The organism is Ancylobacter polymorphus, from assembly GCF_030813495.1.
Classification (GTDB): domain Bacteria; phylum Pseudomonadota; class Alphaproteobacteria; order Rhizobiales; family Xanthobacteraceae; genus Ancylobacter; species Ancylobacter polymorphus.
The window spans coordinates 1-20,622 of sequence record NZ_JAUSUI010000013.1; the positions used below are offsets into that span (position 1 = coordinate 1).

At 65.5% G+C, this 20,622-nt stretch carries 39 protein-coding genes and 2 tRNA genes; 18 read left to right on the plus strand and 23 right to left on the minus strand.

Features of this window, described 5'->3' with window-relative positions:
* The 21 genes from J2S75_RS21570 to J2S75_RS21670 all read right to left on the minus strand — a co-directional run.
* Positions 1-232: hypothetical protein (locus J2S75_RS21570; protein WP_307023184.1), on the minus strand; the 232-nt coding region annotated here is incomplete at its 3' end.
* Positions 232-459, minus strand: coding sequence for a hypothetical protein (locus tag J2S75_RS21575; RefSeq protein WP_307023186.1), 228 nt, complete (start codon positions 457-459; stop codon positions 232-234). The genes J2S75_RS21575 and J2S75_RS21570, both read right to left, overlap by 1 nt.
* Positions 452-826, minus strand: a complete 375-nt coding sequence (locus tag J2S75_RS21580; protein ID WP_307023188.1) for a hypothetical protein — start codon at positions 824-826, stop codon at positions 452-454. Before J2S75_RS21580 ends, J2S75_RS21575 begins: the two co-directional genes overlap by 8 nt.
* Positions 826-960, minus strand: coding sequence for a hypothetical protein (locus J2S75_RS21585; RefSeq protein WP_307023190.1), 135 nt, complete (start codon positions 958-960; stop codon positions 826-828). The genes J2S75_RS21580 and J2S75_RS21585 overlap by 1 nt, the downstream gene beginning before the upstream one ends.
* Positions 957-2,915 (minus strand): DNA cytosine methyltransferase, encoded by a 1,959-nt coding sequence (locus tag J2S75_RS21590; RefSeq protein ID WP_307023192.1) that lies wholly within the window; start codon positions 2,913-2,915, stop codon positions 957-959. The genes J2S75_RS21585 and J2S75_RS21590 overlap by 4 nt, the downstream gene beginning before the upstream one ends.
* Positions 2,912-3,397 (minus strand): hypothetical protein, encoded by a 486-nt coding sequence (locus J2S75_RS21595; RefSeq protein WP_307023194.1) that lies wholly within the window; start codon positions 3,395-3,397, stop codon positions 2,912-2,914. The genes J2S75_RS21590 and J2S75_RS21595 overlap by 4 nt, the downstream gene beginning before the upstream one ends.
* Complete coding sequence (locus tag J2S75_RS21600; RefSeq protein ID WP_307023196.1) at positions 3,397-3,912, minus strand: DUF4326 domain-containing protein; 516 nt, start codon at positions 3,910-3,912, stop codon at positions 3,397-3,399. Before J2S75_RS21600 ends, J2S75_RS21595 begins: the two co-directional genes overlap by 1 nt.
* Entirely contained in the window at positions 3,909-4,091 is a 183-nt protein-coding gene (locus J2S75_RS21605) for a hypothetical protein (RefSeq protein ID WP_307023198.1), read from the minus strand. The genes J2S75_RS21600 and J2S75_RS21605 overlap by 4 nt, the downstream gene beginning before the upstream one ends.
* Entirely contained in the window at positions 4,088-4,333 is a 246-nt protein-coding gene (locus J2S75_RS21610; protein WP_307023200.1) for a hypothetical protein, read from the minus strand. Before J2S75_RS21610 ends, J2S75_RS21605 begins: the two co-directional genes overlap by 4 nt.
* Positions 4,326-4,694: a hypothetical protein gene (locus tag J2S75_RS21615; RefSeq protein ID WP_307023202.1), complete on the minus strand. Its 369-nt coding sequence runs from the start codon at positions 4,692-4,694 to the stop codon at positions 4,326-4,328. Before J2S75_RS21615 ends, J2S75_RS21610 begins: the two co-directional genes overlap by 8 nt.
* The gene (locus J2S75_RS21620) at positions 4,687-5,049 is read right to left on the minus strand and encodes a hypothetical protein (RefSeq protein WP_307023204.1); all 363 of its coding nucleotides are present in this window, start codon (positions 5,047-5,049) and stop codon (positions 4,687-4,689) included. The genes J2S75_RS21615 and J2S75_RS21620 overlap by 8 nt, the downstream gene beginning before the upstream one ends.
* Positions 5,042-5,392 carry a DUF7736 domain-containing protein gene (locus tag J2S75_RS21625; protein ID WP_307023206.1) on the minus strand — a complete coding sequence of 117 codons (351 nt, stop codon included), beginning with the start codon at positions 5,390-5,392 and terminating at the stop codon, positions 5,042-5,044. Before J2S75_RS21625 ends, J2S75_RS21620 begins: the two co-directional genes overlap by 8 nt.
* Positions 5,385-5,564, minus strand: a complete 180-nt coding sequence (locus J2S75_RS21630) for a hypothetical protein (protein WP_307023208.1) — start codon at positions 5,562-5,564, stop codon at positions 5,385-5,387. The genes J2S75_RS21625 and J2S75_RS21630 overlap by 8 nt, the downstream gene beginning before the upstream one ends.
* Positions 5,565-5,642: 78 nt before the next feature.
* Positions 5,643-6,032, minus strand: coding sequence for a ProQ/FINO family protein (locus J2S75_RS21635; RefSeq protein WP_307023210.1), 390 nt, complete (start codon positions 6,030-6,032; stop codon positions 5,643-5,645).
* Entirely contained in the window at positions 6,019-6,231 is a 213-nt protein-coding gene (locus J2S75_RS21640) for a hypothetical protein (protein ID WP_307023212.1), read from the minus strand. Before J2S75_RS21640 ends, J2S75_RS21635 begins: the two co-directional genes overlap by 14 nt.
* Positions 6,228-6,473: a ribbon-helix-helix domain-containing protein gene (locus J2S75_RS21645; protein WP_307023213.1), complete on the minus strand. Its 246-nt coding sequence runs from the start codon at positions 6,471-6,473 to the stop codon at positions 6,228-6,230. The genes J2S75_RS21640 and J2S75_RS21645 overlap by 4 nt, the downstream gene beginning before the upstream one ends.
* Entirely contained in the window at positions 6,470-6,676 is a 207-nt protein-coding gene (locus J2S75_RS21650; RefSeq protein ID WP_307023215.1) for a hypothetical protein, read from the minus strand. Before J2S75_RS21650 ends, J2S75_RS21645 begins: the two co-directional genes overlap by 4 nt.
* Positions 6,676-6,987 (minus strand): hypothetical protein, encoded by a 312-nt coding sequence (locus J2S75_RS21655; protein WP_307023217.1) that lies wholly within the window; start codon positions 6,985-6,987, stop codon positions 6,676-6,678. Before J2S75_RS21655 ends, J2S75_RS21650 begins: the two co-directional genes overlap by 1 nt.
* 10 nt (positions 6,988-6,997) lie before the next feature.
* Entirely contained in the window at positions 6,998-7,174 is a 177-nt protein-coding gene (locus J2S75_RS21660) for a hypothetical protein (protein ID WP_307023219.1), read from the minus strand.
* Positions 7,175-7,273: 99 nt separating this feature from the next.
* Positions 7,274-7,528 (minus strand): hypothetical protein, encoded by a 255-nt coding sequence (locus J2S75_RS21665; RefSeq protein ID WP_307023221.1) that lies wholly within the window; start codon positions 7,526-7,528, stop codon positions 7,274-7,276.
* Between the two features lie 25 nt (positions 7,529-7,553).
* On the minus strand, positions 7,554-7,883 hold the full coding sequence (locus J2S75_RS21670) for a hypothetical protein (RefSeq protein WP_307023223.1): 330 nt from the start codon (positions 7,881-7,883) through the stop codon (positions 7,554-7,556).
* A 261-nt stretch (positions 7,884-8,144) separates the two neighbouring features.
* On the opposite strand from J2S75_RS21670, the gene J2S75_RS21675 reads away from it, so the two are divergent.
* Positions 8,145-8,651, plus strand: a complete 507-nt coding sequence (locus J2S75_RS21675) for a heavy metal-binding domain-containing protein (RefSeq protein ID WP_307023226.1) — start codon at positions 8,145-8,147, stop codon at positions 8,649-8,651.
* Here the strand turns inward: J2S75_RS21675 and J2S75_RS21680 are convergent.
* Entirely contained in the window at positions 8,648-8,974 is a 327-nt protein-coding gene (locus tag J2S75_RS21680) for a helix-turn-helix domain-containing protein (protein ID WP_307023227.1), read from the minus strand. The genes J2S75_RS21675 and J2S75_RS21680 overlap by 4 nt on opposite strands.
* Positions 8,975-9,070: 96 nt before the next feature.
* Between J2S75_RS21680 and J2S75_RS21685 the strand changes: the two genes are divergently transcribed.
* The 14 genes from J2S75_RS21685 to J2S75_RS21750 all read left to right on the plus strand — a co-directional run bounded on the left by J2S75_RS21685 (position 9,071) and on the right by J2S75_RS21750 (position 19,052).
* On the plus strand, positions 9,071-9,304 hold the full coding sequence (locus J2S75_RS21685) for a transcriptional regulator (RefSeq protein WP_307023229.1): 234 nt from the start codon (positions 9,071-9,073) through the stop codon (positions 9,302-9,304).
* A 2-nt stretch (positions 9,305-9,306) separates the two neighbouring features.
* Positions 9,307-9,918, plus strand: a complete 612-nt coding sequence (locus J2S75_RS21690; protein ID WP_307023231.1) for a hypothetical protein — start codon at positions 9,307-9,309, stop codon at positions 9,916-9,918.
* Entirely contained in the window at positions 9,915-10,580 is a 666-nt protein-coding gene (locus J2S75_RS21695; RefSeq protein ID WP_307023232.1) for a hypothetical protein, read from the plus strand. The genes J2S75_RS21690 and J2S75_RS21695 overlap by 4 nt, the downstream gene beginning before the upstream one ends.
* A gap of 13 nt (positions 10,581-10,593) precedes the next feature.
* Complete coding sequence (locus J2S75_RS21700; protein WP_307023234.1) at positions 10,594-11,016, plus strand: helix-turn-helix domain-containing protein; 423 nt, start codon at positions 10,594-10,596, stop codon at positions 11,014-11,016.
* Positions 11,016-11,264 carry a hypothetical protein gene (locus J2S75_RS21705; protein WP_307023236.1) on the plus strand — a complete coding sequence of 83 codons (249 nt, stop codon included), beginning with the start codon at positions 11,016-11,018 and terminating at the stop codon, positions 11,262-11,264. Before J2S75_RS21700 ends, J2S75_RS21705 begins: the two co-directional genes overlap by 1 nt.
* Before the next feature lie 28 nt (positions 11,265-11,292).
* A complete protein-coding gene (locus J2S75_RS21710) occupies positions 11,293-11,577 on the plus strand; it encodes a DUF2312 domain-containing protein (protein ID WP_307023238.1) in 285 nt (94 codons plus the stop codon).
* 36 nt (positions 11,578-11,613) lie between these two features.
* Positions 11,614-13,014 (plus strand): chromosomal replication initiator protein DnaA, encoded by a 1,401-nt coding sequence (dnaA, locus tag J2S75_RS21715; protein ID WP_307023239.1) that lies wholly within the window; start codon positions 11,614-11,616, stop codon positions 13,012-13,014.
* Positions 13,011-15,635, plus strand: coding sequence for a DNA methyltransferase (locus J2S75_RS21720; protein WP_307023241.1), 2,625 nt, complete (start codon positions 13,011-13,013; stop codon positions 15,633-15,635). The genes dnaA and J2S75_RS21720 overlap by 4 nt, the downstream gene beginning before the upstream one ends.
* On the plus strand, positions 15,632-15,964 hold the full coding sequence (locus J2S75_RS21725) for a TSCPD domain-containing protein (RefSeq protein ID WP_307023243.1): 333 nt from the start codon (positions 15,632-15,634) through the stop codon (positions 15,962-15,964). The genes J2S75_RS21720 and J2S75_RS21725 overlap by 4 nt, the downstream gene beginning before the upstream one ends.
* A complete protein-coding gene (locus tag J2S75_RS21730) occupies positions 15,961-16,917 on the plus strand; it encodes a helix-turn-helix domain-containing protein (RefSeq protein ID WP_307023245.1) in 957 nt (318 codons plus the stop codon). Before J2S75_RS21725 ends, J2S75_RS21730 begins: the two co-directional genes overlap by 4 nt.
* Positions 16,918-16,946: 29 nt before the next feature.
* On the plus strand, positions 16,947-17,645 hold the full coding sequence (locus J2S75_RS21735; RefSeq protein WP_307023247.1) for a hypothetical protein: 699 nt from the start codon (positions 16,947-16,949) through the stop codon (positions 17,643-17,645).
* Between the two features lie 163 nt (positions 17,646-17,808).
* Positions 17,809-17,899 (plus strand) — tRNA-Ser (locus J2S75_RS21740).
* A 161-nt stretch (positions 17,900-18,060) separates the two neighbouring features.
* Positions 18,061-18,137 (plus strand) — tRNA-Arg (locus J2S75_RS21745).
* Positions 18,138-18,800: 663 nt separating this feature from the next.
* Positions 18,801-19,052 (plus strand): hypothetical protein, encoded by a 252-nt coding sequence (locus J2S75_RS21750; RefSeq protein WP_307023249.1) that lies wholly within the window; start codon positions 18,801-18,803, stop codon positions 19,050-19,052.
* Positions 19,053-19,068: 16 nt separating this feature from the next.
* Here the strand turns inward: J2S75_RS21750 and J2S75_RS21755 are convergent, their stop codons facing one another.
* Positions 19,069-19,476, minus strand: coding sequence for a hypothetical protein (locus tag J2S75_RS21755; protein WP_307023251.1), 408 nt, complete (start codon positions 19,474-19,476; stop codon positions 19,069-19,071).
* Between J2S75_RS21755 and J2S75_RS21760 the strand changes: the two genes are divergently transcribed.
* The 3 genes from J2S75_RS21760 (at position 19,475) to bfr (ending at position 20,548) form a co-directional block, all read left to right on the plus strand.
* Positions 19,475-19,756: a hypothetical protein gene (locus tag J2S75_RS21760; protein ID WP_307023253.1), complete on the plus strand. Its 282-nt coding sequence runs from the start codon at positions 19,475-19,477 to the stop codon at positions 19,754-19,756. The two genes, J2S75_RS21755 and J2S75_RS21760, sit on opposite strands and share 2 nt — an antisense overlap.
* Positions 19,757-19,824: 68 nt before the next feature.
* Positions 19,825-20,085, plus strand: coding sequence for a hypothetical protein (locus tag J2S75_RS21765; protein WP_307023255.1), 261 nt, complete (start codon positions 19,825-19,827; stop codon positions 20,083-20,085).
* Positions 20,075-20,548 (plus strand): bacterioferritin, encoded by a 474-nt coding sequence (bfr, locus tag J2S75_RS21770; protein ID WP_307023256.1) that lies wholly within the window; start codon positions 20,075-20,077, stop codon positions 20,546-20,548. Before J2S75_RS21765 ends, bfr begins: the two co-directional genes overlap by 11 nt.
* Positions 20,549-20,622 lie beyond the last annotated feature (74 nt).

Below are 20,622 nucleotides of genomic sequence, written 5' to 3' on the forward strand. Positions count from 1 at the left end.
GGCATTCAGCGAGCGTCGTCAGCTCGCCAGCTTCCCAGGCCCCGCCGCCCTGGGCGGCCATCGCCGCCTGCATGGCGCGGGCGCCGAGGATGGCCTGAGAGATGTCATTCCACTGGTCGCGCTCTCCAGCACGGACAGCGGCGGCCTCAGCAGCATACTGGGGGTGTTCATCGTAACGGCGCGCCACGGCCTCCCGCCCAATCTTCACCGCGTCCGGCGTGTTCTCAGTCATCACCAGTCTCCGCCGTCGTTCGAGATGTCGATTGTCGCCAAGATGTAGTCGGGGTCTATGCCGCCGCCCGGAACGTGGGCCTTACTGCCGTCTGGGCCATTGCGCATGACGCAAAGCAACCCGCTCGCGGAGAAAAGCCACAGGCTCTTGGGCCAGCACTTCGCAAGCCGCTCCAAGGTCGCGATTGCACGTCGCTCTTCGGGTGTCGGCTCCGTGTTCTCAGTCATGGCGGGGCTCCGAAAGGGCGGTGGCCTTCGGGTGGCCGTACGCCTTGGAGTATTCCAGCGCGTACCAGCGAGGGTCGAATGTCAGACCGATCTCTTTGGCGATCTCGCTGACCGTCTCCTCCGGCTCGTTGATGCGTCTGTCCATCCAGCCGAACCACACCAGATCGTCGCCGTATGTCTGCCCGATGTTGAAATCGTCGCTTCCCCGAAGCTTCATCCCGTGGCGGATCGCGTCGTTGCGATTGTTGAACCGCTCCCCGTCCCACGAATAGCCGATGCCAATTCCAGAGGAGTTAGCCCAGGCCGACGCGATGATGACGATGAATTCCGGGTCGATATTTGGCGCGCCGCTTTCTTTCTTTCTCACTACCTTGCTCCATTAATGACGAGCGCCATCGCAGAGGCGGCGGTGCTCAGGACGGCTCCCTTGTCCTCAAGGACGTAGACCAGCGCGAAGAGGCCGAACGCCCCGATCAGGAGCGAGATGGGGGCCGTGTTCATTCCGCCGCCTCCTGGAACATTGGGGCGGCTTCGTCGGCCATCAGCGCGCCGACGCATGCCTTCATCTTGGCGACCGACACCGCGTTGCCGATCTGCTTGATCTGCTCGGTCTTGGTGCCGGCGAACTCGTAGGCCTGTTCTTCCGTGTTGAAGCCCATCGCGGCGGCGAGCTCGTGCGGCTCCAGCATCCGGAACAGGATGTCGTAGCGCTGGCCGTCCACCTCTCCAGAGACAAGGTTGACCCGCCCGGAGGCGCAGATGGTCGGCGCCGGGTCGGCGATGTCGTGGACACGGGGCGCCTGGCCTTCACGCTCACCGAACTGCGCGACGATGCACGCCAGTTCGCCGCGATTGGCGCCGGTGATCGTCGGTAGCGGTTCGGAGGCATCGCGCACACGGTCGCTGCTGTCCTGATGCGTCACGGGCATCACGACAGCGAACTCGCCGCCCTTGGCCGTCGTCATGGTCGGGATAGGCTCTGCCACGTCCCGCGCGGTCGGCCCGCCACTCGACTGCGTCACCGGAACGACCATGCCGAAACGGTCCTTCACGGTAACGGTTGGCAGCGGATCGTCTTCGCTCGTGCACCCTGCTCCATTTTGACTTGCCCCGTAGTAGGACATGATCAGCGCATGGGCCCCGCCGGCGCCGCCGGTCGTCATTGTGGGGATCGGCTCCCCAACTGAACGCGGCGCGCCGCCCGAGGCCTGCGAGAGCACGAAGGGCTCCACCAGCATTGGCCGGGCGCATCCGGGATGCACCTCTGTCGCCGCCCCACCGGTGGTGATGGTCGGCAGCGGGTCCTCAGCGGAGCGCGCCGCGCCGCTATTGTGCTGAGAGAGCACCAATGGCTCAGCGAGCCAGACACCGCCCTTGGTGTCGAGCGTGGGAATCGGCTCCGTCGAGACACCTTTCGCCTGGTTGCCCTTGCGCCCGTTCATGATGACCGGCTCGGCGACGCCGAAGTTTTTGCCGCCGGCGTGGATCGTGCCAATAGGATCGTCCGTGCTCTTCACGCGGCGGCTATGCGGATCTTGGTCGCCTGCATCGGCCCCATGGGCCAGAGACACGACGACCGGCTGCGCCAGCCCGATATGCGTCCCATTGGCCGCGATGGTGGGCAGGGGGCCGTCGACGCTCTGACCTGCCATGTGGTTGCGCAGGATGACGAGGAACGGCTCTGGCCAGCCGAACTTCACCGCGCCGGCATAGATGCGCGACAGGGTCTTCGGCGCGAGGTCCTTCTTGCGGTTGAAGATCGACCGGCCCTTGATCCTCCAGTCTATGATCTCGCGCGCCGGCCGCCACGTCTTCGACGGTGCGAACAGGCTTCCGTCGGCGGTGCCGCGCTTGGCATGCGTCGGCATCGGCCAATGCACCCGGCGCCCGTCCGACCGCGCCATCAGAATGAAACGCTGGCGGGTGGTGGCGTCGCCGTAGTCGGCCGCGTTCAGCTTGCGCCACTCCGGCTCGAAGCCGAGCCGCTTGAGCGTCTCGATCCACGCATGGAAATACTCGCCCTTGCGCTCGGCGATCGGCTTCCCCGTCTTCGGATTGACAGGGCCCCAGCCGGTGAACTCCCAAACGTTCTCGATGATGAGCCGCTTCACGCGCAGTTCGGTCAGCCAGGTGATGATGTGCCAGGGATCGCTGCGCTGCTGATCGGAGGTCGGCTTTCCGCCGCGCGCCACCGAATGGTGCGTGCAGGTCGGTGAGGCCATCAGCAGGTCGAGATAACCCTCGGGAACCAGCAGGTGAGGCCGCACGGTGGCGATGTCCTGCACATAGTGCCGGGCCTCGGGATGGTTGCGGGTGTGGGTGTCGATAGCCACCGGCCAGTGATTGACGCAGACCAGTTCCATTTCGAGCCCGAGATCAGAGAGCGCGCGCTGAGCCCCGGTGGAACTGCCGCCGGCGCCGCACAGAAGGTCGGCAACGAGCATTTTGCGAGTCATCGTGGGTCCTCGCTTTCGACGGAGGGGCGGGCCGCCCGCGCGTTCTGGATGATGTGCGTCAGCGCCTGGATGATGGTGCCCTCATCCGTCCGCATTGCCCGCAACGCGAGTGAGCAGGCATAGAGGTTGGAGGCGACCTGCAGAGGATCGATACCGCGCTCGATCCACCACGTCTCTTCGCCGAACCGGTGCTGCGCGCCGGAGCTTTCGGTGTGCTCCCATGCGCAGAGCGGCACGGTCCATTTGTCGTCCGGCTTCACCCCGATTCCGGTGATGGCCTTGCCGAACTGGGCATTGGCATAGCGGATGTGCGCCGCCTGCCCGGCCGGGGTATGGCCGCTGATGAGGCACGGCAGCGCGCGGATGAGGCGCAGATGGTCGGCGTCCTCAAGCCTGGCGCGCAACTCCCGGGGCCGGCGCGGACGGCGGGGCCGGTCGGTCTTGAGCCGCGGGCCAATCTCGGTGGCAATGCGGAAAGTCATCAGCGCCCCCATGCCGCATAGCCGAGCTGAGCGCCGCCCTGATGCGCCCGTCGCGGATCGCGAATGGCGACCTCCGGCTTGAAGTTGTCCGATGCCGTCGGGAACAGCTTCCCGTCCGCCGTCCGGTTGGCGATGGCGAGCAGCACATCGCCGATGCACGGCCGGCCGATCTCGCCCCAGTCCGCCAGCACCTTGCCGCGCAACTCGCGCTCCACCTCCATCAGGCTGGGCGGATCGGGCAGCTGATCGACGGTCGAGGGCGAGAGGCACCAGAAAGCCGGATGGACCTGCGCGAGGCCCATCAGCCAGGCGAAATGCAACTCGGTGACAAGCTTCATCCGGTTGGCCCGGGTGTCAGAGACAAGCCGCTTGGTCATCTGGTTGATGATTGCCGGCTGGTCGATCCAGAAGGGCGACGCCCAACGGGTGGAGCGATCAACACGCACGGCGCCGCGCGCGAAGGTGGCGCGGCCATGGGCGTTGCGGATGATCGGGACGCGGTGGGGAGCGGTCATAGCGAGCGCCCTCCGCAAGAGCGCTGGGCGCTCGCCGCGGCACGGCTCAGCGCCATGATCAGCGAGGCGTTTGCGACCATGAGGCCGTCGATCTCCTCGCGGTTCCGATACTGGCCATATGCGGCCACGAGGAAGGCGACCATCAGGCCAGCCGAGAGGGCGCGATCCAGCCACTTCATGTCCGCGCACCTTCTGCCAGCCGCCCGCACACGCGCTCGGTCAGTGCTTCAAGGCGTTCGGCAGTGACGTGGCGGTCCACCTTGTAGGCACGCTCGGCGAACAGCAGGCCGCCCAGCACCACGCTCTCCAGCACGACCATCAGGTCGGAATCGCTTCCGCCGGCGGCGAGGACTTCGCGGCCCATACGGGTGAAAACCTCGCTGGCGATGCGGTTATGGGCTTCCGATGGGGTCTCAGCCATGGCGAGCCTCCTCAATGGCGATCAGGGCGTTGAGGGTGGCGACGACGAGAGCCTTGGCCGGCGTCGGCGCCAACCCGTTTGCTTCGTCAAGGCGGTCGCAGTGGTCGGGGTGCAGCCGGTTTAGATGAGCCCAGCCGGGATCCTGCGAGCCGTGCCCGCAGCGCCAGCACCAGCCGGGGAGCATCAGCTCCTTGAAGACGACGGCGGCGCCAAGGGCGTATTCCTCGGTCTGTGTCGTCGCGGACTGCGCGGCATAGACGGCGCCGCCAAACGCTTCCGTAGCGACGCCGTCCGCCGCGCCGATGTAGCCACCGGCGGCGACGATGTCCCGGAAGTGGCGGAGGGTGGAAGCGTCAGCCATGGACAGCCTCCAGCTCCGCGAGTGCCTGATCTCGTGCACGCTCAAGCCCGGCCAGTTCGATGGTGGGCCGCAGCGTGGCGAGGCGCTGATATCGCGCTTCCACGATCTCCGCCGTCACGCGCGGGCCGGCCGGGCTCGCCAGCTCAAGCACATCGCGCCAGCTGCCGGCGCCGGCACAAAGGCGGTTGATGCGCTTCACGTTCTCCGCAAGGCGCACGGCCTCGTGCCGATGGTTGGCGATCTCGCGCTCGTCATAGCCGGCTTCCAGAAGGAGCAGGGCCGTCTCGCACTCGTCGGAAAGATCGACGGAGGCCTGGGCAAGCGTGATCGACATGGCGTGGATGATGTCAGCCATGGCCGTGCGCCCCGTTTCGCCCCGCAACCGCATCCTGGAGAGTCGCCAGGGGGCTCTTGTCCCGCGTCGCGGTGCCCTTGGGCATCGGGAGTGCGTCGCCATACCTCTTGACGAGGTCTTCAGCACATTCCCGGAAGTCCGTCGGCTCGGTGGCCGGCATGTCGGGATAGTGCTTCAGAACCGCCGCGCGAGCGGTCTCGAACAGGCCGGGAATTTCGTGGGTCCACACGGGATGGCCAACGATGTGCTCGATGGCCTCGTGCACATCGCCGAACGATCCGACCAACAGAGTGCCGGTCGTGATGCTCCCGAGAATGCGGGGGTCGAAGCTGCGATTATCCACGGGGCACCTCGGTGTGGTCGCCATAGGGCTGGGCGAACGGATCGGGGAAGTCGTCCTGCTCGAGCGCGCGGTGGCGGATGACGGCGGCGGCGATGCCGAGCGCCAGCCCGATCGCAACGCCGATGAACATGGCGAACCAGTCGAAGCCGCCGAGGTCACACGCCGGGGGCATCACACGCCTCCCGTCTTGACGGCGGCCCAGGCGATCACGACGCCGACGAGCAGCGCCACGGAGGCGAGGCGCACAGCCTCATGCAGCACGGTCTTGAGCATGGGATGCTCTCCGCTTGTAGGTTTGGGATTCGATGTGCTCGATCTGTTCCCGCGCCGCCTTGGCGTGCTCGATGGCAACGGTCTCCACGGGCCAGCCTTCAAGGTCGACGCGGCTGGCTCCGATCGTCATGGCGCGCAGGTAGGAGCGGCCAGACGTGTAGTCGTGCAGCGCTGCGCCGAGCTTTCGGGCAGGGATTTGCGGCGCGGCGGCGCGTATGTCGTGGTAGATGCCGGTCTTGAGCGGCTGTTTCGGCTGGCCCTTGTCACGAAAACAGCGTGGAAACAGCTGCACCAGAATCGACCGTGTCGCCTCGGCCTCGCTTTTGCGCTTGCGCCATTTGGCCTTGCGGTTTTCACGGACGGACATGGGCCACCTCGAACACACTGTCGCGCAGCTTGCGGGCGGCCTGCCGGCGCCGGCGGGCGCTTTCCAGCTTGGCGCGGCCTTCCTGGATCAGCCGGTGGCCGTCATCGGCCTCCAGCCGGGCGCGTTCTTCCTGCTCGCGGGCGGCGATATAGGCCGGGGTGCGCTGCAGGGCGCTCTCTCGATCGGCAAGACCGCTCATTGCTGCGCCCTCGCCTGGTAGTGGCTGAGCACGCGCAGCCGCAGGGCGGAGGAGAGGTTGCCCTGGTCGCGGGTGCTGTCCACCTCGCCGACGACCTCGGAAAGGGTGCGCTTGGACTTGGCGGCGATCTCGCGCAGGCCATTCCAGAACTCGTCTTCCATCGACACGCTGGTCTTGTGACCGCCGATGACGATGGAGCGCTTGCGGACAGGCGAGACGGCTTCGGGAGAGGGGGAAATCATGGCGTAGCCTCGGCAGGGGTTGCGGCGCTGCGGCGCTTCAAGTGCCGGCTGGCGCCCTCATAGGATTTCAGGGAGCGGCGGATGGACTGCGCCAGCTTCGGGCAGTCCGCGGCCTCGGCGTCTTCCAGCGCGGCGCGCAGGCGAAAGCCGCAGGCAAGGGCGTGGTAACTCTGCTTGTCGTTGGCGGGGCGGAGCTTGGACATCACGCCACCTCCGCACGCTTGCGCAGCCGCAGCGGCCGCCTCAGGCCATCGGTGGGGTGCAGGTACTGGCGCGCCTTGGCGCGGATGGCCTGGTAGCTTTCGCCCCTGTCCAGCCCGTCGATCACCACCCGCAGGCCGATGGCCAGGCGTGCGGCGGCAGCATGGGCGGCGTTGTCCGCCTGATCGCGGTTCCGCGCGGCCTTCGCGGCCACGAAAGCGCCGACGATGGACGTCACGAGCGCTCCGCCGGCGGCGCCGACCAGAAGGAACGGCAGGGGAGATGTCAGCAGGCCGATGGTGATCTGGCTCATGATCGAACCCTCAGAACGGAACGGCGAACTGCTCGCCGCGCGTTTGCTGCGATTTCAGGGACGCGAGGGCCGTGCGCTCTCGCGAGGCGGTGGTTTCGTCGCGCGCCCATTCCGCCGCATCGACGGCGCGCTGTGCATCGCGGATGGCCTGGCCAATGGGGCGGATGTCATGGGCGGATTGGCGCATGGCTCACTCCATGGGAGCAGTGAAAAGAAAGACGGCCGGGCCGACTTTGGGTCATTGGGGAGGAGCGGCCCGGCCGGGCGGTTCGGTCCCCGCCAGAGTTCAGAAGGTGATGTCCTCGTCGACGAGGTCGGCCGGGTTGCCTTCACGATGGAAGGGAACAGCAGGGGCCTCGGCGTCGTAGCTCTCACCGCAGAAGGGGCAATAGGTCGCCATCAGCGTGGGCGGCGTGTAGGGCTTGCCGGCATCCAGCTGATAGGTGGAGACGCAAGCGCGCGCCGGGCCAACCGGGTTGGCGACGATCGCGGTGTTGTGCCGCGCCAGCAGGGCGTTGATTTCGGCGATGCAGCTGCACATGGCGGCGGCTCCGAGTGGCGGTTGATCAGAACGGGATGCCGTCGTCGGTCTCGGCGGCTTTCCGCGGCTGACGACCGAAAAGGGCGTTCATCGTCTTGCTGACGGATGCCTTTTCGGTAGGGGACAGCGGGTGTTTGATTTCAACGCTGCTCTTGTGCGCCCGAAGGTCCACGGTCTCGATGTCCTGCTTGACGGAGACCGAGACGGGCTCAAGCACATAGAACCGAATGCCGGGGTTCAGCCGCGCCAGCCGCTTGGCTTCGTCGGCGGCCGACTGCTCGGTCGGGTGCCTCACGGCTGGAGGGCGCTGGCCGAGGCCGTACACCATCCAGAACTGATCATCATGCTGGGCCATCGATGCTCCTCCCATCAGAGGGGGTGGCGTGCCCGGCGATCGGGAGAGGGGCGCGGGAACCGCCGCCGGGCACGCATCAGCGGTGTGCTGATGGGGTCAGTTTCCGAAATGGAAATGATGATGTCAAGTGCAAATTTTCCGAAACGGAAAACGTCGTATTTCCGATTCGATGATCGGGGGGCCGACGGCGCGCAGTGCAAAGGCCGCGATTGACCATCTCCACGCCCAAGATACCCTCGGGGAAGCGGGGGGAGGATAGACATGGCCAAGTGCGTGATCTGCGGGGAGAGCCTAGGGCTTTTCGGCTCCAAGGACGGCAAGCACGACTATTGCCGGGACATGGAGGGGCGCGCGGCAGAGATCGCCACCGCCAATAGCGAGCGGGCGATGGTCGCCGCCGAGGCGTCTGCAAGGGAGGCCGCTGCCGCCGCCATGCTGGCCACCACAAGCGTCTACCTTCCCGACTTCGAGCACTTTGACACGCTGGGTATTGTGGCGGGCGAGACGGTGGCCGGCATCAATGTGCTGAAAGAGGTGGCAGTCGTTGTTCGCGATGTCGTTGGCGGCCGGAGCGAGACGTTGCAGATGGCCATGAGATCGGCTCGCGAAAGCAGCCTGCTGGAAATGAAGCGCGAAGCGCTCGCGCTTGGAGCGGAAGCTGTGATAGGCGTGCAGCTGACCTATGGCGAAGCGCCTTCAGGGCGGCCGGGGTCTATGCTGTTGGTGGTGGCTACGGGAACCGCGATCCGGCGGCGCGCCTCAACCTAACCAGCGGCCCTCTGGCGGACGAACGCCGCGAAATCCGCCACCTCGTTCTTCTGCTCGGGGGTCAGGCCTTGGAGGAGATCGGCTTGAGTAGGGGCGGAAGGGTCGCGAAATAGATCCGCCACGGATGGCAGGTTCAGGGCGTGGCGGAATTTCTCCATCCACTCGGCATCTATGTGCCCTGGCTTCTTGAGCTTCTTCGAGATGGTCCCCGGCGACACACCCATGCGCTCCGCAAGCCTCTTCCTGTCGAGGCCGGGGACCGTCGCCATCCATTCTTCGATGTAGAGGCGTGGCGGCCGGGCGCCGCCGATCGATGTAACCATCAGATATGACTAGCTTTCCAAATTGGAAATGGCAAAATTTCCAATGCGGAAAACAAAGTGCTGGACTTCCTTTTTCCGATATGGAAAATGGCAAGCATGAGCACGATGCTGAGAACATGGCGCGCGGAAGCGCAACTGGATGCCAACAGCGCCGCAACGGGGGTGGGCGTCTCGCTCCCCACGTGGAGCCGCTGGGAGACGGGCCGCCGCCGGGTGCCGGCTGAGCGGGTGCTTGATGTCGAGCGCATTACCGGCATCTCCCGTCATGATCTCCGGCCTGACCTGTACCCGCGCGAGCCCGCGCCCTCTACCGATCACGGGAGGGCGTAGGGATGGGCGAGCACCATGCCCCCGCGCCGCTGCGCTTCCGGCACCCGGCGCTTGGTGATGTCGAAATGGTCATGGTCGACCTTGAGCCCCCGAGGTTCCTGTCTGCGACGTGCCGTCTTGGTGATGCGGTCTGCGAGGTAGACCTGATGGCGCCGCCGTCGATCGCGCCGCTGCAGGACATCGCGGCGCTGCCCCGGAATCCGCTACCGGGGCGGCGTGATGCCGGCGATCATCTCGGTGGCGAAGTTGAGCGCACTTTCGCGCACCGCCGCCTCTTCAGCATCTTGAGGCGGGCCGCTGAACGCACCCGCGATGGCATTCGTGACGTCTATATCAAACTGGCGCAGGCGAGCCGCCGCTACGTCTTGGTCCGGGTGCTCGGTCATGCGCATGATGAGAACACGCATCATCTGAGCAATGGCAAAACGCCAGGCTTTGTCCGCTCGCCTGATTTCAGCCTTCGTGAAGGATGGTGCCGACCAGCCGTACTTGTCTGTCATGTGCTTCGCTCCGTGCGCAGCATTCGCGCGGGGTTGAAAGGGGATGGCCCGGCTGCAACCGGCCATCCCCGCAAACCTAACGGCGCGCGAGATGACATGGGAGAGGCGGAATGAGCCTCACCCGCAAGATCATCGACTTCCTGACCGGCCGGCCTTCGCCCCGGCGCCTGCGCTTCGACGACAGCACGAGCATCGTGCCGGGCGATATGGTGGTGTGCATCGTCAGCGGCCGGCCGAGCTTCCTTCGTCCGGATGGGACTTTTGGTGGTTGGGCCGATGGCCCGTATCCGCAGCTGGGCTTCCGCTACCATGTCGATGATGTGTGCCCTAGCCCGCGTGGTGCGATCGGGCTGCGTCTTCGCGAATTTCCGTCCGACAAGTGGCGGGTGACCTGCTTTCGCAAGGTCCGCAAGACATCCATCGAGTGCCTTCAATCCCTTCTCAATCCCAGCCCCGAGGAGGTCCTTGCCGGGACCGCCGGGGGCAATGACTACGACGTGCCGTCCGTTGCCGCGGACGAGCGCACTGGTTTCCTCCCGGGCGTTTCCTCCCGGTGCCTCACGGCCCGCCTGCTGCTGAATGGTGGTGACGGGCCGTCCTTTCTCCATCGTGTGACCTCTCGTGAACGTCTCGGCTCAGATGAGCCGGGCACCGCTGGCGCCCGGCCTCTTGGTGGCGGTGGCGGAGGTGGTGAGCCGCCGCTCCGTGGTGGTGATGAGCACATCACCACAGGGGACACCCGAGATGTCGGAATTCTCACCCGCGCCTGCGGGTAATTCACCCAAGGCTATGACGAGGACAGCGATGTCGTCCGCATGCGAGGCTCACCATCTGATCGGCCAGATTGCCGGCGCCCAGGCTCTGGGCAGCCCGATCAAGACCGCGCTCAGCATCGTGGCGCGCCGCACCGGCCTTTCGGAACGTCGTGTCCGCGGCATCTGGCACAAGGAAGCGCGCGCCATTCGCGCAGAGGAACTCGATGCGCTGCGGCGGGCGGCCGAGGCGCAGAAGAAAGCGGAATTTGATGCGGATATTTCCGAGTTGCGAGCGCGTCTGGCTCGTCTTGAGGCGGCGGCTACCGTCACCCCTTCGCATGCGCTTCGCGGAGCGCGCGAGGCAGAAGGCCAGGAAGTGGCTGGACCGGGCGGAGTGGTGGCGGCGGGACGACTGAGCTCGCCCACCGGCCCGCGCCTTCGTGCGGAGGCGCGCTGATGCCCCGCACCTATCTCAAGACCGCTGACCCGAAGCCGACCCCCACCGAGCTGCGCCGCCGCAAGCTGGCCGCCGTGCGGGCCGAGAAGATCGCCGAATATGCCCGGCTGAGGCGGGCGCATGACGCCCGGGCCAAGACCAGCCGGGAACTCCTCGAAATCACCACTGCGCTGCTCGCCGCTGAGCTGAAGCAGCCGAAATCCGCCGAGCGCCCCGCTGCGCCGGTGGCGGACCTTTTCGCGCTCTGATCGTCAGAACGCTGCACGGAGCCTTGCCATGTCCGACATCCCGAACGACGAGCCGCTTTCCGATTCCCCCGCCGGCTTCGCCAAGGAGCAGCTCGTTTCCTTCATCGAGCGCATCGAGCGCTTGGAAGAAGAAAAGCAGACCATCGCCGACGACATCAAGGACGTGTTTGCCGAGGCCAAGGGCAGCGGCTTCGACACCAAGGCGCTGCGGGAAATCCTGCGCATTCGCAAGCAGGACGCCGACCAGCGCGCCGAGCACGAGGCGATCGTCGACCTCTACATGCAGACGCTCGGCATGCTCGGCGAAAGCTGAGCTCGGCGCCTTTCGTTCACATGCTGAGGTGCCGCGATGAAAAGCGAGACATGGGAAGGGCTCCGCGCCTCCCTGAAAGCCCGGGTGGGCTCGGACACATATGACGCCTGGTTCGCCCGGCTGGAGTTCGCCGGCTGCGCGGACGACGTGGTGACACTTTCGGTTCCGACCACCTTCCTGCGCCGGTGGCTGGCTCACCACTATGCCGACCTGCTGACCGAGATGTGGCAGGCCGTGGCGCCGGTGTCGCGGGTGGTGATTGGCGTGCGCAAGCCGGGCGCGAGGGTCGTGGTGCGCATGGAGCGCGCGGCGACGGAGGCCGAGGCTTCCGCCCCTGAGGCTGCTGTGCCGCCTCCGGTCAAGCCCAAGCCCAAGGCGAAGCCCCGTTCCTGGCAGCAGGTCAGTTCCGCTCTCGACGCCAGCAAGACGCTGGGCACGTTCCGGGTTGGCGATGGAAACAGGCTGGTGCATGCGGCGGCGAGCGCGGTGGCCCTACCGAAGGCGTCGCGGTTCAATCCGCTCTACGTCTATGGGGCCGGTGGGTGCGGCAAGTCGCATTTGCTGCAGGGCATCGCCGCGGCGGGTGATGAGTGCAATGCCGTCTACATGACGGCCGAGCGTTTCATGCTGGGCGTCGCCAACGCGGTGCAGCACCTGAAAATGCAGGAGTTCCGTGACGCTCTCACGGCGGCCGGACTGCTGGTGCTGGACGATGTACACAATCTGCGTGGCAAAGCGGCGCAACAGGAGTTCCACCGGGCCATTTATCAGCTGGTCGAAGCTGGGCGGCAGGTGGTGATTTCCGCCGACCGGGCGCCGAGTGACCTCGAGGTGCTGGACGAGAGAGACCGTGCGCACCTCGCCAGCGGCCTGGTGCTCGAGATCACGCCTCCGGATGAGAGGCTGCTGCGCGAGATCCTTGACGAACGGGTGGCCGCGCTTGGGCAGGAGAACCCCGGCTTCGCCGTGCCGCCGGACGTGCTGGACTTCCTCGCCCGGATTTGCGGGAAGAGCGCGCGGGTTCTCGACGGCGCGCTGAACCGCCTGCTGGCACATAGCCAATTGGGCGAGGCGCCGCTCACGCTGGACGTGGCCGAGGCGGCGCTGCGGGACCTTGCGGGGTCCGCCGAGCCGAAGCGCGCCCGGGTGGAAGACATTCTGAAGGCCGTGGCGTCGCACTACGACATCAGCCGGGCCGACATCATCTCCCAGCGCCGCACGGCGAACGTGGTGATACCCCGCCAGATCGCGATGTATCTGGCGAAGACGCTCACGCTGCGGTCGCTGCCCGAAATCGGGCGTCGCTTTGGCGGGCGGGATCACACCACCGTGCTACACGCGGTGCGTAAGATCGACGAGTTGCGGAAGGTGCAAGCTGGGTTAGCCGGCGACCTCGAAAAGCTGACCTCGGCGCTGACCGGCGAGGTGGCAGCGTGAACGCACCGACCTCCTATCGCCAGTTTCTCGAAGCCAAGATGAAGGTCGCCCCGTCGACCGGTTTTTCTGTTCCGCTGGAAGAGATTAACCCGGACCTCAAGCCGTTCACACGCGCAGTGGTCCAATGGGCCGCCGCCGGCGGATGCCGGGGCATCTTCGCCAGCTTCGGACTGCACAAAACGTCGACGCAGATCGAGCTATGCCGGCTGCTGAAGGTCCGCGCCGGCGGCGAGGCGCTGATCGTGCTGCCACTCGGCGTCCGGCAGGAGTTCTTCCGCGATGCCCGGCTTCGCTTCCAGGGCGACTTCGCGGTGTCGCTCCGCTTCATCCAGTCGGAAGCCGAGCTGGAAGCGGCCCGCGCCGATGGCGGGGGGCACATCTACCTGACGAATTACGAAACGATCCGCGAGGGAAAGCTCGACCCAGGCCAGTTCACTATCGCCTGCCTCGACGAAGCGTCGATCCTTCGCAGCTTCGGCTCCAAGACCTTCCAGACTTTCCTGCCGCTGTTCGACAAGGTGCGCTTCAGGTTCGTCGCGACGGCAACACCATCGCCGAACCGGTTCAAGGAGATCATCCACTATGCCGGCTTCCTCGGCATCATGGACACCGGCCAAGCGCTCACCCGCTTCTTCCAGCGCAATTCGGAGAAGGCCGGCGACCTGACCCTCTATCCCCATAAGGAACACGAGTTCTGGATGTGGGTGTCGACCTGGGCAGTCTTCCTGCAAAAGCCCTCCGACCTCGGTTTCTCCGATGAGGGTTATGACCTTCCTCCACTTACCGTCCGCTGGCACGAGGTGCCCGTCGACCTGATCGGCTCTACTGCGGATCGCGACGGCCAGATGGCCTTGATCCGGCCTGAGGCCAAGGGCCTGTCAGAAGAGGCGCGCGAGCGGCGCGCCGCGCTGCCGGCTTGCATCGCCCGTATGCGCGAGATCATCGCCGCCGATCCGGAGAGCCATCGCATCCTCTGGCATGACCTAGAAGACGAGCGCCGCGCCATCGAGGCGGCGGTGCCGGGCGTGCGCTCGGTCTTTGGGACGCAGGACCTGGCAGAGCGCGAAGACCGCATCATCAGCTTCTCCGATGGCGGCTTTCCGTTCCTCGCCGCCAAGCCGGTGATGCTCGGCTCCGGCTGCAACCTGCAGCGCCACTGCCACAAGGCGGTGTTCCTCGGCGTCGGGCACAAGTTCAACGACTTCATCCAGGCCGTGCACCGCATCCAGCGGTTCGGCCAGGAGCACCCCGTCGAGATCGACATCATCTATCCCGAGAGCATGCGGGCGGCGCGCCGTGACCTCGAGGCCAAATGGGCGCGCCATGAGGAAATGGCCGCGCGCATGAGCGAGATTATCCGCAAGCACGGGCTCAGCCTGGCCGGCATGGCCGAGGTGCTGCAACGTTCCATCGGCGTGCAGCGCATCGAGGCCAGCGGCGAAGGCTGGTTGGTGGCGAACAACGATTGCGTCGAAGAGTGCCGGCGCATGGAGAACGACAGCGTCGACCTCATCGTGACGTCGATCCCCTTCTCCAATCACTACGAGTACACGCCGACCTATGACGACTTCGGCCACACCGATGATGACGACCATTTCTTCGGGCAGATGGACTTCCTGACGCCGGAGCTGCTGCGGATCCTGAAGCCCGGCCGGATGGCCTGCATCCACGTCAAGGACCGGATCATGTTCGGTTCGGTGACGGGCATGGGCACGCCGACCGTCAATCCGTTCCACATGACGACGACCTTCCACTTCAGGAAGCATGGCTTCGCCTACATGGGGATGGTGACGATCGACACCGACGTCGTGAGGGAGAACAACCAGACCTATCGGCTGGGCTGGACCGAGAACGCCAAGGACAGCAGCAAGATGGGGTTCGGCTCGCCCGAATACCTCTTGGTGTTCCGCAAGCTACCGACCGATCGATCCCGCGCCTACGCCGACGAGCCGGTGACGAAACAGAAGCCGCACGTCGAGATGCTCGACGGCCGGATCGTCGAGTTCGACGACAAGGGGCGGCCTATTCCCGGCAGCGGCTATTCACGCGCCCGCTGGCAGACCGATGCACATGCGCGCTGGCGCTCCAGCGGCAACCGCCTTCTCACGGCCGACGAGATCGCCCAGCTTGATCCTTCCACCATCGGCAAAGTCTTCAAGCAGTTCAGCATGGAGACCGTCTACGACTACGAGACGCACGTGCGGATCGGCGAGCAGTTGGATTATCGCGGCGTGCTGCCGGCGATCTTCATGTCGCTCTGGCCGGCCAGCACCCGACCGGACGTCTGGCATGACGTTGATCGGATGCGGACGTTGAACACGGCGCAGGCCTCGGCCGGCCGGGAACTCCACGTCTGCCCTCTGCAGTTCGACATCGTCGACCGCTGCATCAACCGCTACACCAACCCCGGCGAGCTTGTCTTCGACCCCTTTGGCGGTCTGTTCACGGTGCCCAACCGGGCTGTCCGTATGGGGCGGCGGGGCAGGGCGGCGGAACTCCACCATGGGTATTTCCTCGACGGGGTGAAATACCTTGAGGCTTTGGACCGCAAAAAGGCCACGCCTTCGCTGTTCGACTTCTTGGCCGATGGCGTGGCCGCCCCTGCGGAGGCGGCTGAGTGACCCGTGAACCTCTCCCCTCCCGCCGCTACAGCGAGACCTTCGAGGTCGTTGTGCAGGACGTGAAATACACGGCCACGCTCGGCTTCTATGAGGATGGGCGCCCTGGCGAGGTGTTTCTGAACGGCACCAAGGTTGGCACGGTGCTGGACCTGAACGCCTGTGAGGCGGCGGTGATGGCCTCTCTCGCGCTCCAGCACGGTGCCGCTCTGGACGTGCTCCGCCATGCGGTGAAGCGCGATTCCGAAGGTGCGCCGCAGAGCCCCATAGGGGTGGTGCTGGATATGCTGGCACGCGTTGCGGAGGTGCAGCCCTCAAGAGGTGACCCTTGAGCTGGCAGGCGCTGAATTGGGCCGGTGATCTGACGCTCGGCTCTCCGACGGCGAAAACGCTCCTCATCCTCCTCGCGAATTTCGCGGACGAGGAAGGGGAGTGTTTTCCGTCGCACGAGAAGCTCCAGAAGATGTCGGAGTTCTCCGCCCGCGCCGTTCAGATCAACATGAACAAGCTGGAAGAATGGGGCCTGATAGAGCGCAAACGCGACCGAAATGACGACGGGACGCTCGGGCGGACCCGCTACAGGTTGTGCCTGCATATCAAGCAAAAGCATATAGATGGCATCCACCGGCACGACGTGCCGGTGGTCAAAAATGACGAGCCACCGGCACCTGCTGCGCTGGAACCACCGGCACGAGGTGCGGGTCAAGATAACCTCCAGGAAGATAACCATCAAAAGACCCCCATAGCCCCCAAGGGGGCGGTGGGAGCCGAGACTTCGAAGGGATGGGAGAAGGACCCGGCCTATCTGGCGTTCCTCGCCGAGTACGGCCCCTCGCAGGCCTGGCCCAAGCACCGCGGCTATCGCCAGTGGCTCAAGCTGACCGAGGACGAGCGCAAGGCCGCCGTGGCGGCGATCCCGGCCTATCGGGCGGTGTGCGCCAAGGAACGCCGTAAGATGACCGACCCGTCGGCCTATCTGCGCGGAACGTTCAAGAATTTCTCCATCCGGCTCGCGCCTCGGGCTCCTGATAGCGACGCCGTGCAGGCGCTGCGCCGGGCGCTGGGGGCGAATTTCTCCGGCGGCGTGATGGTCGAACACGGGACACCGCAATGGGCGGCATGGCAGGCCGTGGCCGAGGAAGCGCAGTTGCCGCTGCGCGCGATCGGCTATCCCGCCCGCCCCTTTGCCGGGCGCCCCGAGGCCGTCACCGGCCGGTACATGCCGAGCGAGTGGCCACCCAGCCGCGACGGGCCGGATCGCCAGCAGCAGGCAGCCGGTGGGTGAATGGGCTTGGTGGTGGAAGGTGGTGGACGATGGCACGCAAGGGACGGAAGCGGAAAGAAGGCCGGCGCACCCGGTCGGGCAAGCTCTCCGAGGCCAATTCGGAGCGCGCGGCGCGCGGCCTGCGGGGCGTGATGGACGTCGTGCTCTCGCAGCCGCATCGGGCATGGCTCGGCAAGGGCCGGCGCGACGACCAGCTTGCTGAGAACGCCCTTGGGCGCCTGCTGCTGGCCGGCAAGATCACGGAATCGGAATACTGGGCCGGCGACCGGTGGCGGAAGCTGGTGGGCGAGTTCCATCAGGTTCTGGCATCGCCTGTCATGCCCGGCTCGGCCATGGGGCGCCTGGTGGCCGATGAGGTGGACGAAGACAGCCGGAACCGCGAAGAGAGGTCCGGCACGACGGTTGGGCAGGAGACCGACGAGGAGCGCCGCGAGCGTGTGCTTGTCCAGCATGCTGCAGCGATGACCGCCATTCGGCGGCTTCCGGATCGGCGGCAGGTGTTTGTCGTGATGGAGAGTGTCGTGCTGCGCGAAGGGGCTGTGGATGAGGTGGGGCTTAAAGCGCTGAGGCAGGGGCTTGGCCAACTGGCGCGGCTGTGGCGGATGGAGGCGCCGGATGATCCGCTGGAGGAGCGGCTGGGGCCAAAGCCCAAGGTGCGCGCCGCACGGTGTGAAGAGAGGCCCGGCTGGCAGCACGAAGAGCGGGAACTGGACATCAGTTACAAATAGCTGTGCCCAGCCCTTGATGCCTCTTGCGCATCCGGGGCAAATCAGTCCTAATCGCCGACGAAATTCATGATCGGAACGAGTTGCGCCCGGGGCTTCTGTCTCGGGCGTTCGGCGTTCTGAGGAGCGCATCGCAATGTCATCACGAAGTTTCCAGATCATCTTTGGAGGGGTGGCAGAGCGGTAATGCGTCCGCTTGCTAAGCGGTAGCCGGCGAGCAAATCGTCGCGCGAGTTCGATACTTGCCCCCTCCGCCATATTGGAGGGTGCCGCTGAATGGCCGGCAACTGGTCCCGAAAACCAGGGTAACCGCAAGGTTAAGGGTTCGATTCCTTCACCCTCCGCCAATATTTCTGGTTGTGGATTTGGCCTTTAAGTGGCCTCAAAGCCCGGCAAAACAGCACCAATAGGTTGAACTGCCGTCGTAGCTCAGCAGGATAGAGCGCTGGGTTCCGAACCCAAAGGCCGCAGGTTCGAATCCTGCCGATGGCTCCAATTCGCCCTCACGGGCAAACGAGATGACCGGCGGCGCTCAACGCGCATATTTCGCGGAACCGTGGCGGATATTGCTGCCTCGGCCCGGTCATACAATTCGACGGACGACCTGCCCTGTGGAAGGGGATCGCGGCTGAAGGCTTCCACCAGGTAGTCGCGACAGTTGGAGAACGGGCCCGCCGAAGCGCTGGTATGCGGGCGGCCAGGCGTAGCTCGATGCTACGCCGGGCGCCGACTAAGCCCCGGTCACGACAAGGCCGTCTTCCCGCGTGACGAAACGGGGTAGACGTGATCGCGCAAGCGATTGCCTAGCAGGGCGTGCCGGTTCAAGTCCGGCCGCGGGCTGACGGCCGACAGTTCGACGCGCGGCGTGGAAGGACACGCTATCTGCCAGATGATCATGGCGCGGGTGCAAGTCCCAGGCGAGGTCGGCACGGTCCCGGCGCCCCATGAGCAGGTATCAAGCCCTGCCGCGTCGAATCCTATCCCGCAGGCCGCAAGCGCTGTTTGCAGCCACCGCTTGACGACGAGGCCCCTCCTATGAAGGCGAAGCGGACGTAGCCTTGCATAGCGGACCAATGCTTGGCGGCGGCCTCGGGTAATAGCCGGTAACCGCTAATTGGACCGCGAGCCGCACCCATTCAGCCCGGAGGCGATGACCGAGTGGGCGATGCAGCATCCGAAGTGGCGGGTTGTCCGGTGGCGCTGCGGGGTGCGCGAGGAAAGCATCTGATGCCGCTTATCTGGCTTTTCGGCACGCTCATCATCTGGCTGGGAATCCTCTCATTCTGGTGGGGATGTTCGGTCCTCATCGGTTTCAGCCCGTTGAGCCAGGATCAGGCCTGGGCGATCCTTTGTGTTCTCGCGCCCATCACGGGGATCGGAGCCTGTGTATTCCTTGTGAAGTACGGCTGATCTCGCCGCCAGAGACTTAGAACGCCGGGCAGGCGGTCGAGCCGTTCGCCCATTCGACCACCAGATCGCGCACGCGCGCCGGGGCCAGCTGGTTACCGCTGTAGACGGTTAGGCGGCTGCCTTCTCCGACCTTCTCGATCTTGGCTGACATGTAATAGTTCCGGGCGAGGCTCCCGTGCGAATAGGTGACCTCGCCATAGCCGAGTTCGTTGTAGAGTTCGGTGTCGACCTCGAATGAACCCCCTTCGCCCACATCGACCTTGAGACACCGCGTGGCCTGCTTGGCCACCCGCCGATAGATCTCCTGATAGTTCTCCTTGAACTCCAAGACGGTCGGCGCAGTCTTCTGTTCCAGATCCGTTGGCGTGGTGGAGCAGCCCGCAAGCGCAAGACCGGTGAGGACGATCGGAAAGGCGAGGCGCATGGCAAGCTCCAAGAGTTGCATTCATCCGATCTACATCTATCTGACTGGCGCCACCCGTCTACGGGAAGGCTGGTTCGGGCGCCTGATCATGCAGGTGCAAATGGTCGAAGGCGGATGGCGCGACGCAACGGCGCGCGACCTTAAGCAGATCGAGTTCATCGGCTCGTCCTCTGCGAAACGGCGCAAGGATGCCGAGTGGGTGGAAGAGCACTCCAGTCTCCCGCCGCCGGATTGGCGGGCGACTGGCTACATCCTCCATAATGGGCTGGAGTGGTCGTGATGCCCCCGTTCATTCGGTCTCTGAGGGCGCGCGCCGAGCGCGTGCAGCGGCCCGTGAGGATTTAGGACATGCTCAAGTTCATCCGTTCTCTGTTCTCTACCCCGGCGTCTTCGGCTCCTCTCGTCGAGCTTGCGGACGTGAAGCGTCTCGATGTGAAGCCGGGCGACGTCATTGTGATCACGTCACGCCGTCCCATCTCCCGCGAAATGGCCGCGCGGTTGCGTGAGGATATCGGGCGCTTCCTGCCGCAGCAGAAGGTGCTGATCGTCGATCAGGGGTTCATGGTGGATGCCGTTCTCGGCACTGAGGCTGTCCCGCATGTCCACTGACTCTAAGGTGCTCGAATATCTCCGCAAGGCCATCGCCTCGGAGTTCCGGGCCTCGTCGCAGTACGCCCTGCATGCCGGCGCGCTGGAGAACTGGGGTTATGGCGGCCTCGCCAAGCACGAGCGCCGCGAGGCTAAGGATGAGCAAGGCCACGCCCGCCGCTACATCGAGCGCCTGACGTTCCTCAAGGGCGACATGGACGTTGGCGACATCGGCGCGCCGGCCGTCGGCAACAGCGTTCCGGAGATCCTGATGTCGGACCTGCGGGCCGAGCGCGAGGCCGTTGCCCTCTATACCGAGGCGGCTGTGCATGCCCGGTCGGTGGGTGACCTGGTCACGGCCGATCTGTTCGAGTCCATCCTCGCCGACGAGGAAGGGCACGTGAACTGGCTGGAGACGCAACTGGGCGGCATCGATGCCCTCGGTCTGCAAGGCTACCTGCAGCAGCAGTTCGATCGGGCCTGATGTCTCGCCCCTCCGCGCGCGAGCGTGGTTACACCAGCGCTTGGGATAAGGCGCGCGCTGCCTACCTCGCCAAG

Coding starts and splice junctions, on each gene's coding strand:
- J2S75_RS21690 (WP_307023231.1), top strand. CDS start 9,307: ATGGGCGAGCACCATGCCCCCGCGCCGCTGCGCTTCCGGCACCCGGCG.
- J2S75_RS21705 (WP_307023236.1), top strand. CDS start 11,016: ATGCCCCGCACCTATCTCAAGACCGCTGACCCGAAGCCGACCCCCACC.
- J2S75_RS21710 (WP_307023238.1), top strand. CDS start 11,293: ATGTCCGACATCCCGAACGACGAGCCGCTTTCCGATTCCCCCGCCGGC.
- J2S75_RS21605 (WP_307023198.1), bottom strand. CDS start 4,091: ATGAAGTGGCTGGATCGCGCCCTCTCGGCTGGCCTGATGGTCGCCTTC.
- J2S75_RS21650 (WP_307023215.1), bottom strand. CDS start 6,676: ATGTCCAAGCTCCGCCCCGCCAACGACAAGCAGAGTTACCACGCCCTT.
- J2S75_RS21615 (WP_307023202.1), bottom strand. CDS start 4,694: ATGGCTGACGCTTCCACCCTCCGCCACTTCCGGGACATCGTCGCCGCC.
- J2S75_RS21675 (WP_307023226.1), top strand. CDS start 8,145: ATGGCCAAGTGCGTGATCTGCGGGGAGAGCCTAGGGCTTTTCGGCTCC.
- J2S75_RS21630 (WP_307023208.1), bottom strand. CDS start 5,564: ATGCCCCCGGCGTGTGACCTCGGCGGCTTCGACTGGTTCGCCATGTTC.
- J2S75_RS21635 (WP_307023210.1), bottom strand. CDS start 6,032: ATGTCCGTCCGTGAAAACCGCAAGGCCAAATGGCGCAAGCGCAAAAGC.
- J2S75_RS21585 (WP_307023190.1), bottom strand. CDS start 960: ATGAACACGGCCCCCATCTCGCTCCTGATCGGGGCGTTCGGCCTCTTC.
- J2S75_RS21575 (WP_307023186.1), bottom strand. CDS start 459: ATGACTGAGAACACGGAGCCGACACCCGAAGAGCGACGTGCAATCGCG.
- J2S75_RS21665 (WP_307023221.1), bottom strand. CDS start 7,528: ATGTGCAGCTGCATCGCCGAAATCAACGCCCTGCTGGCGCGGCACAAC.
- J2S75_RS21765 (WP_307023255.1), top strand. CDS start 19,825: ATGCTCAAGTTCATCCGTTCTCTGTTCTCTACCCCGGCGTCTTCGGCT.
- J2S75_RS21760 (WP_307023253.1), top strand. CDS start 19,475: ATGGCAAGCTCCAAGAGTTGCATTCATCCGATCTACATCTATCTGACT.
- dnaA (WP_307023239.1), top strand. CDS start 11,614: ATGAAAAGCGAGACATGGGAAGGGCTCCGCGCCTCCCTGAAAGCCCGG.
- J2S75_RS21755 (WP_307023251.1), bottom strand. CDS start 19,476: ATGCGCCTCGCCTTTCCGATCGTCCTCACCGGTCTTGCGCTTGCGGGC.
- J2S75_RS21590 (WP_307023192.1), bottom strand. CDS start 2,915: ATGACTCGCAAAATGCTCGTTGCCGACCTTCTGTGCGGCGCCGGCGGC.
- J2S75_RS21645 (WP_307023213.1), bottom strand. CDS start 6,473: ATGATTTCCCCCTCTCCCGAAGCCGTCTCGCCTGTCCGCAAGCGCTCC.
- J2S75_RS21735 (WP_307023247.1), top strand. CDS start 16,947: ATGGCACGCAAGGGACGGAAGCGGAAAGAAGGCCGGCGCACCCGGTCG.
- J2S75_RS21700 (WP_307023234.1), top strand. CDS start 10,594: ATGACGAGGACAGCGATGTCGTCCGCATGCGAGGCTCACCATCTGATC.
- J2S75_RS21640 (WP_307023212.1), bottom strand. CDS start 6,231: ATGAGCGGTCTTGCCGATCGAGAGAGCGCCCTGCAGCGCACCCCGGCC.
- J2S75_RS21695 (WP_307023232.1), top strand. CDS start 9,915: ATGAGCCTCACCCGCAAGATCATCGACTTCCTGACCGGCCGGCCTTCG.
- J2S75_RS21685 (WP_307023229.1), top strand. CDS start 9,071: ATGAGCACGATGCTGAGAACATGGCGCGCGGAAGCGCAACTGGATGCC.
- J2S75_RS21655 (WP_307023217.1), bottom strand. CDS start 6,987: ATGAGCCAGATCACCATCGGCCTGCTGACATCTCCCCTGCCGTTCCTT.
- J2S75_RS21610 (WP_307023200.1), bottom strand. CDS start 4,333: ATGGCTGAGACCCCATCGGAAGCCCATAACCGCATCGCCAGCGAGGTT.
- J2S75_RS21595 (WP_307023194.1), bottom strand. CDS start 3,397: ATGACTTTCCGCATTGCCACCGAGATTGGCCCGCGGCTCAAGACCGAC.
- J2S75_RS21680 (WP_307023227.1), bottom strand. CDS start 8,974: ATGGTTACATCGATCGGCGGCGCCCGGCCGCCACGCCTCTACATCGAA.
- J2S75_RS21600 (WP_307023196.1), bottom strand. CDS start 3,912: ATGACCGCTCCCCACCGCGTCCCGATCATCCGCAACGCCCATGGCCGC.
- J2S75_RS21670 (WP_307023223.1), bottom strand. CDS start 7,883: ATGGCCCAGCATGATGATCAGTTCTGGATGGTGTACGGCCTCGGCCAG.
- J2S75_RS21620 (WP_307023204.1), bottom strand. CDS start 5,049: ATGGCTGACATCATCCACGCCATGTCGATCACGCTTGCCCAGGCCTCC.
- bfr (WP_307023256.1), top strand. CDS start 20,075: ATGTCCACTGACTCTAAGGTGCTCGAATATCTCCGCAAGGCCATCGCC.
- J2S75_RS21660 (WP_307023219.1), bottom strand. CDS start 7,174: ATGCGCCAATCCGCCCATGACATCCGCCCCATTGGCCAGGCCATCCGC.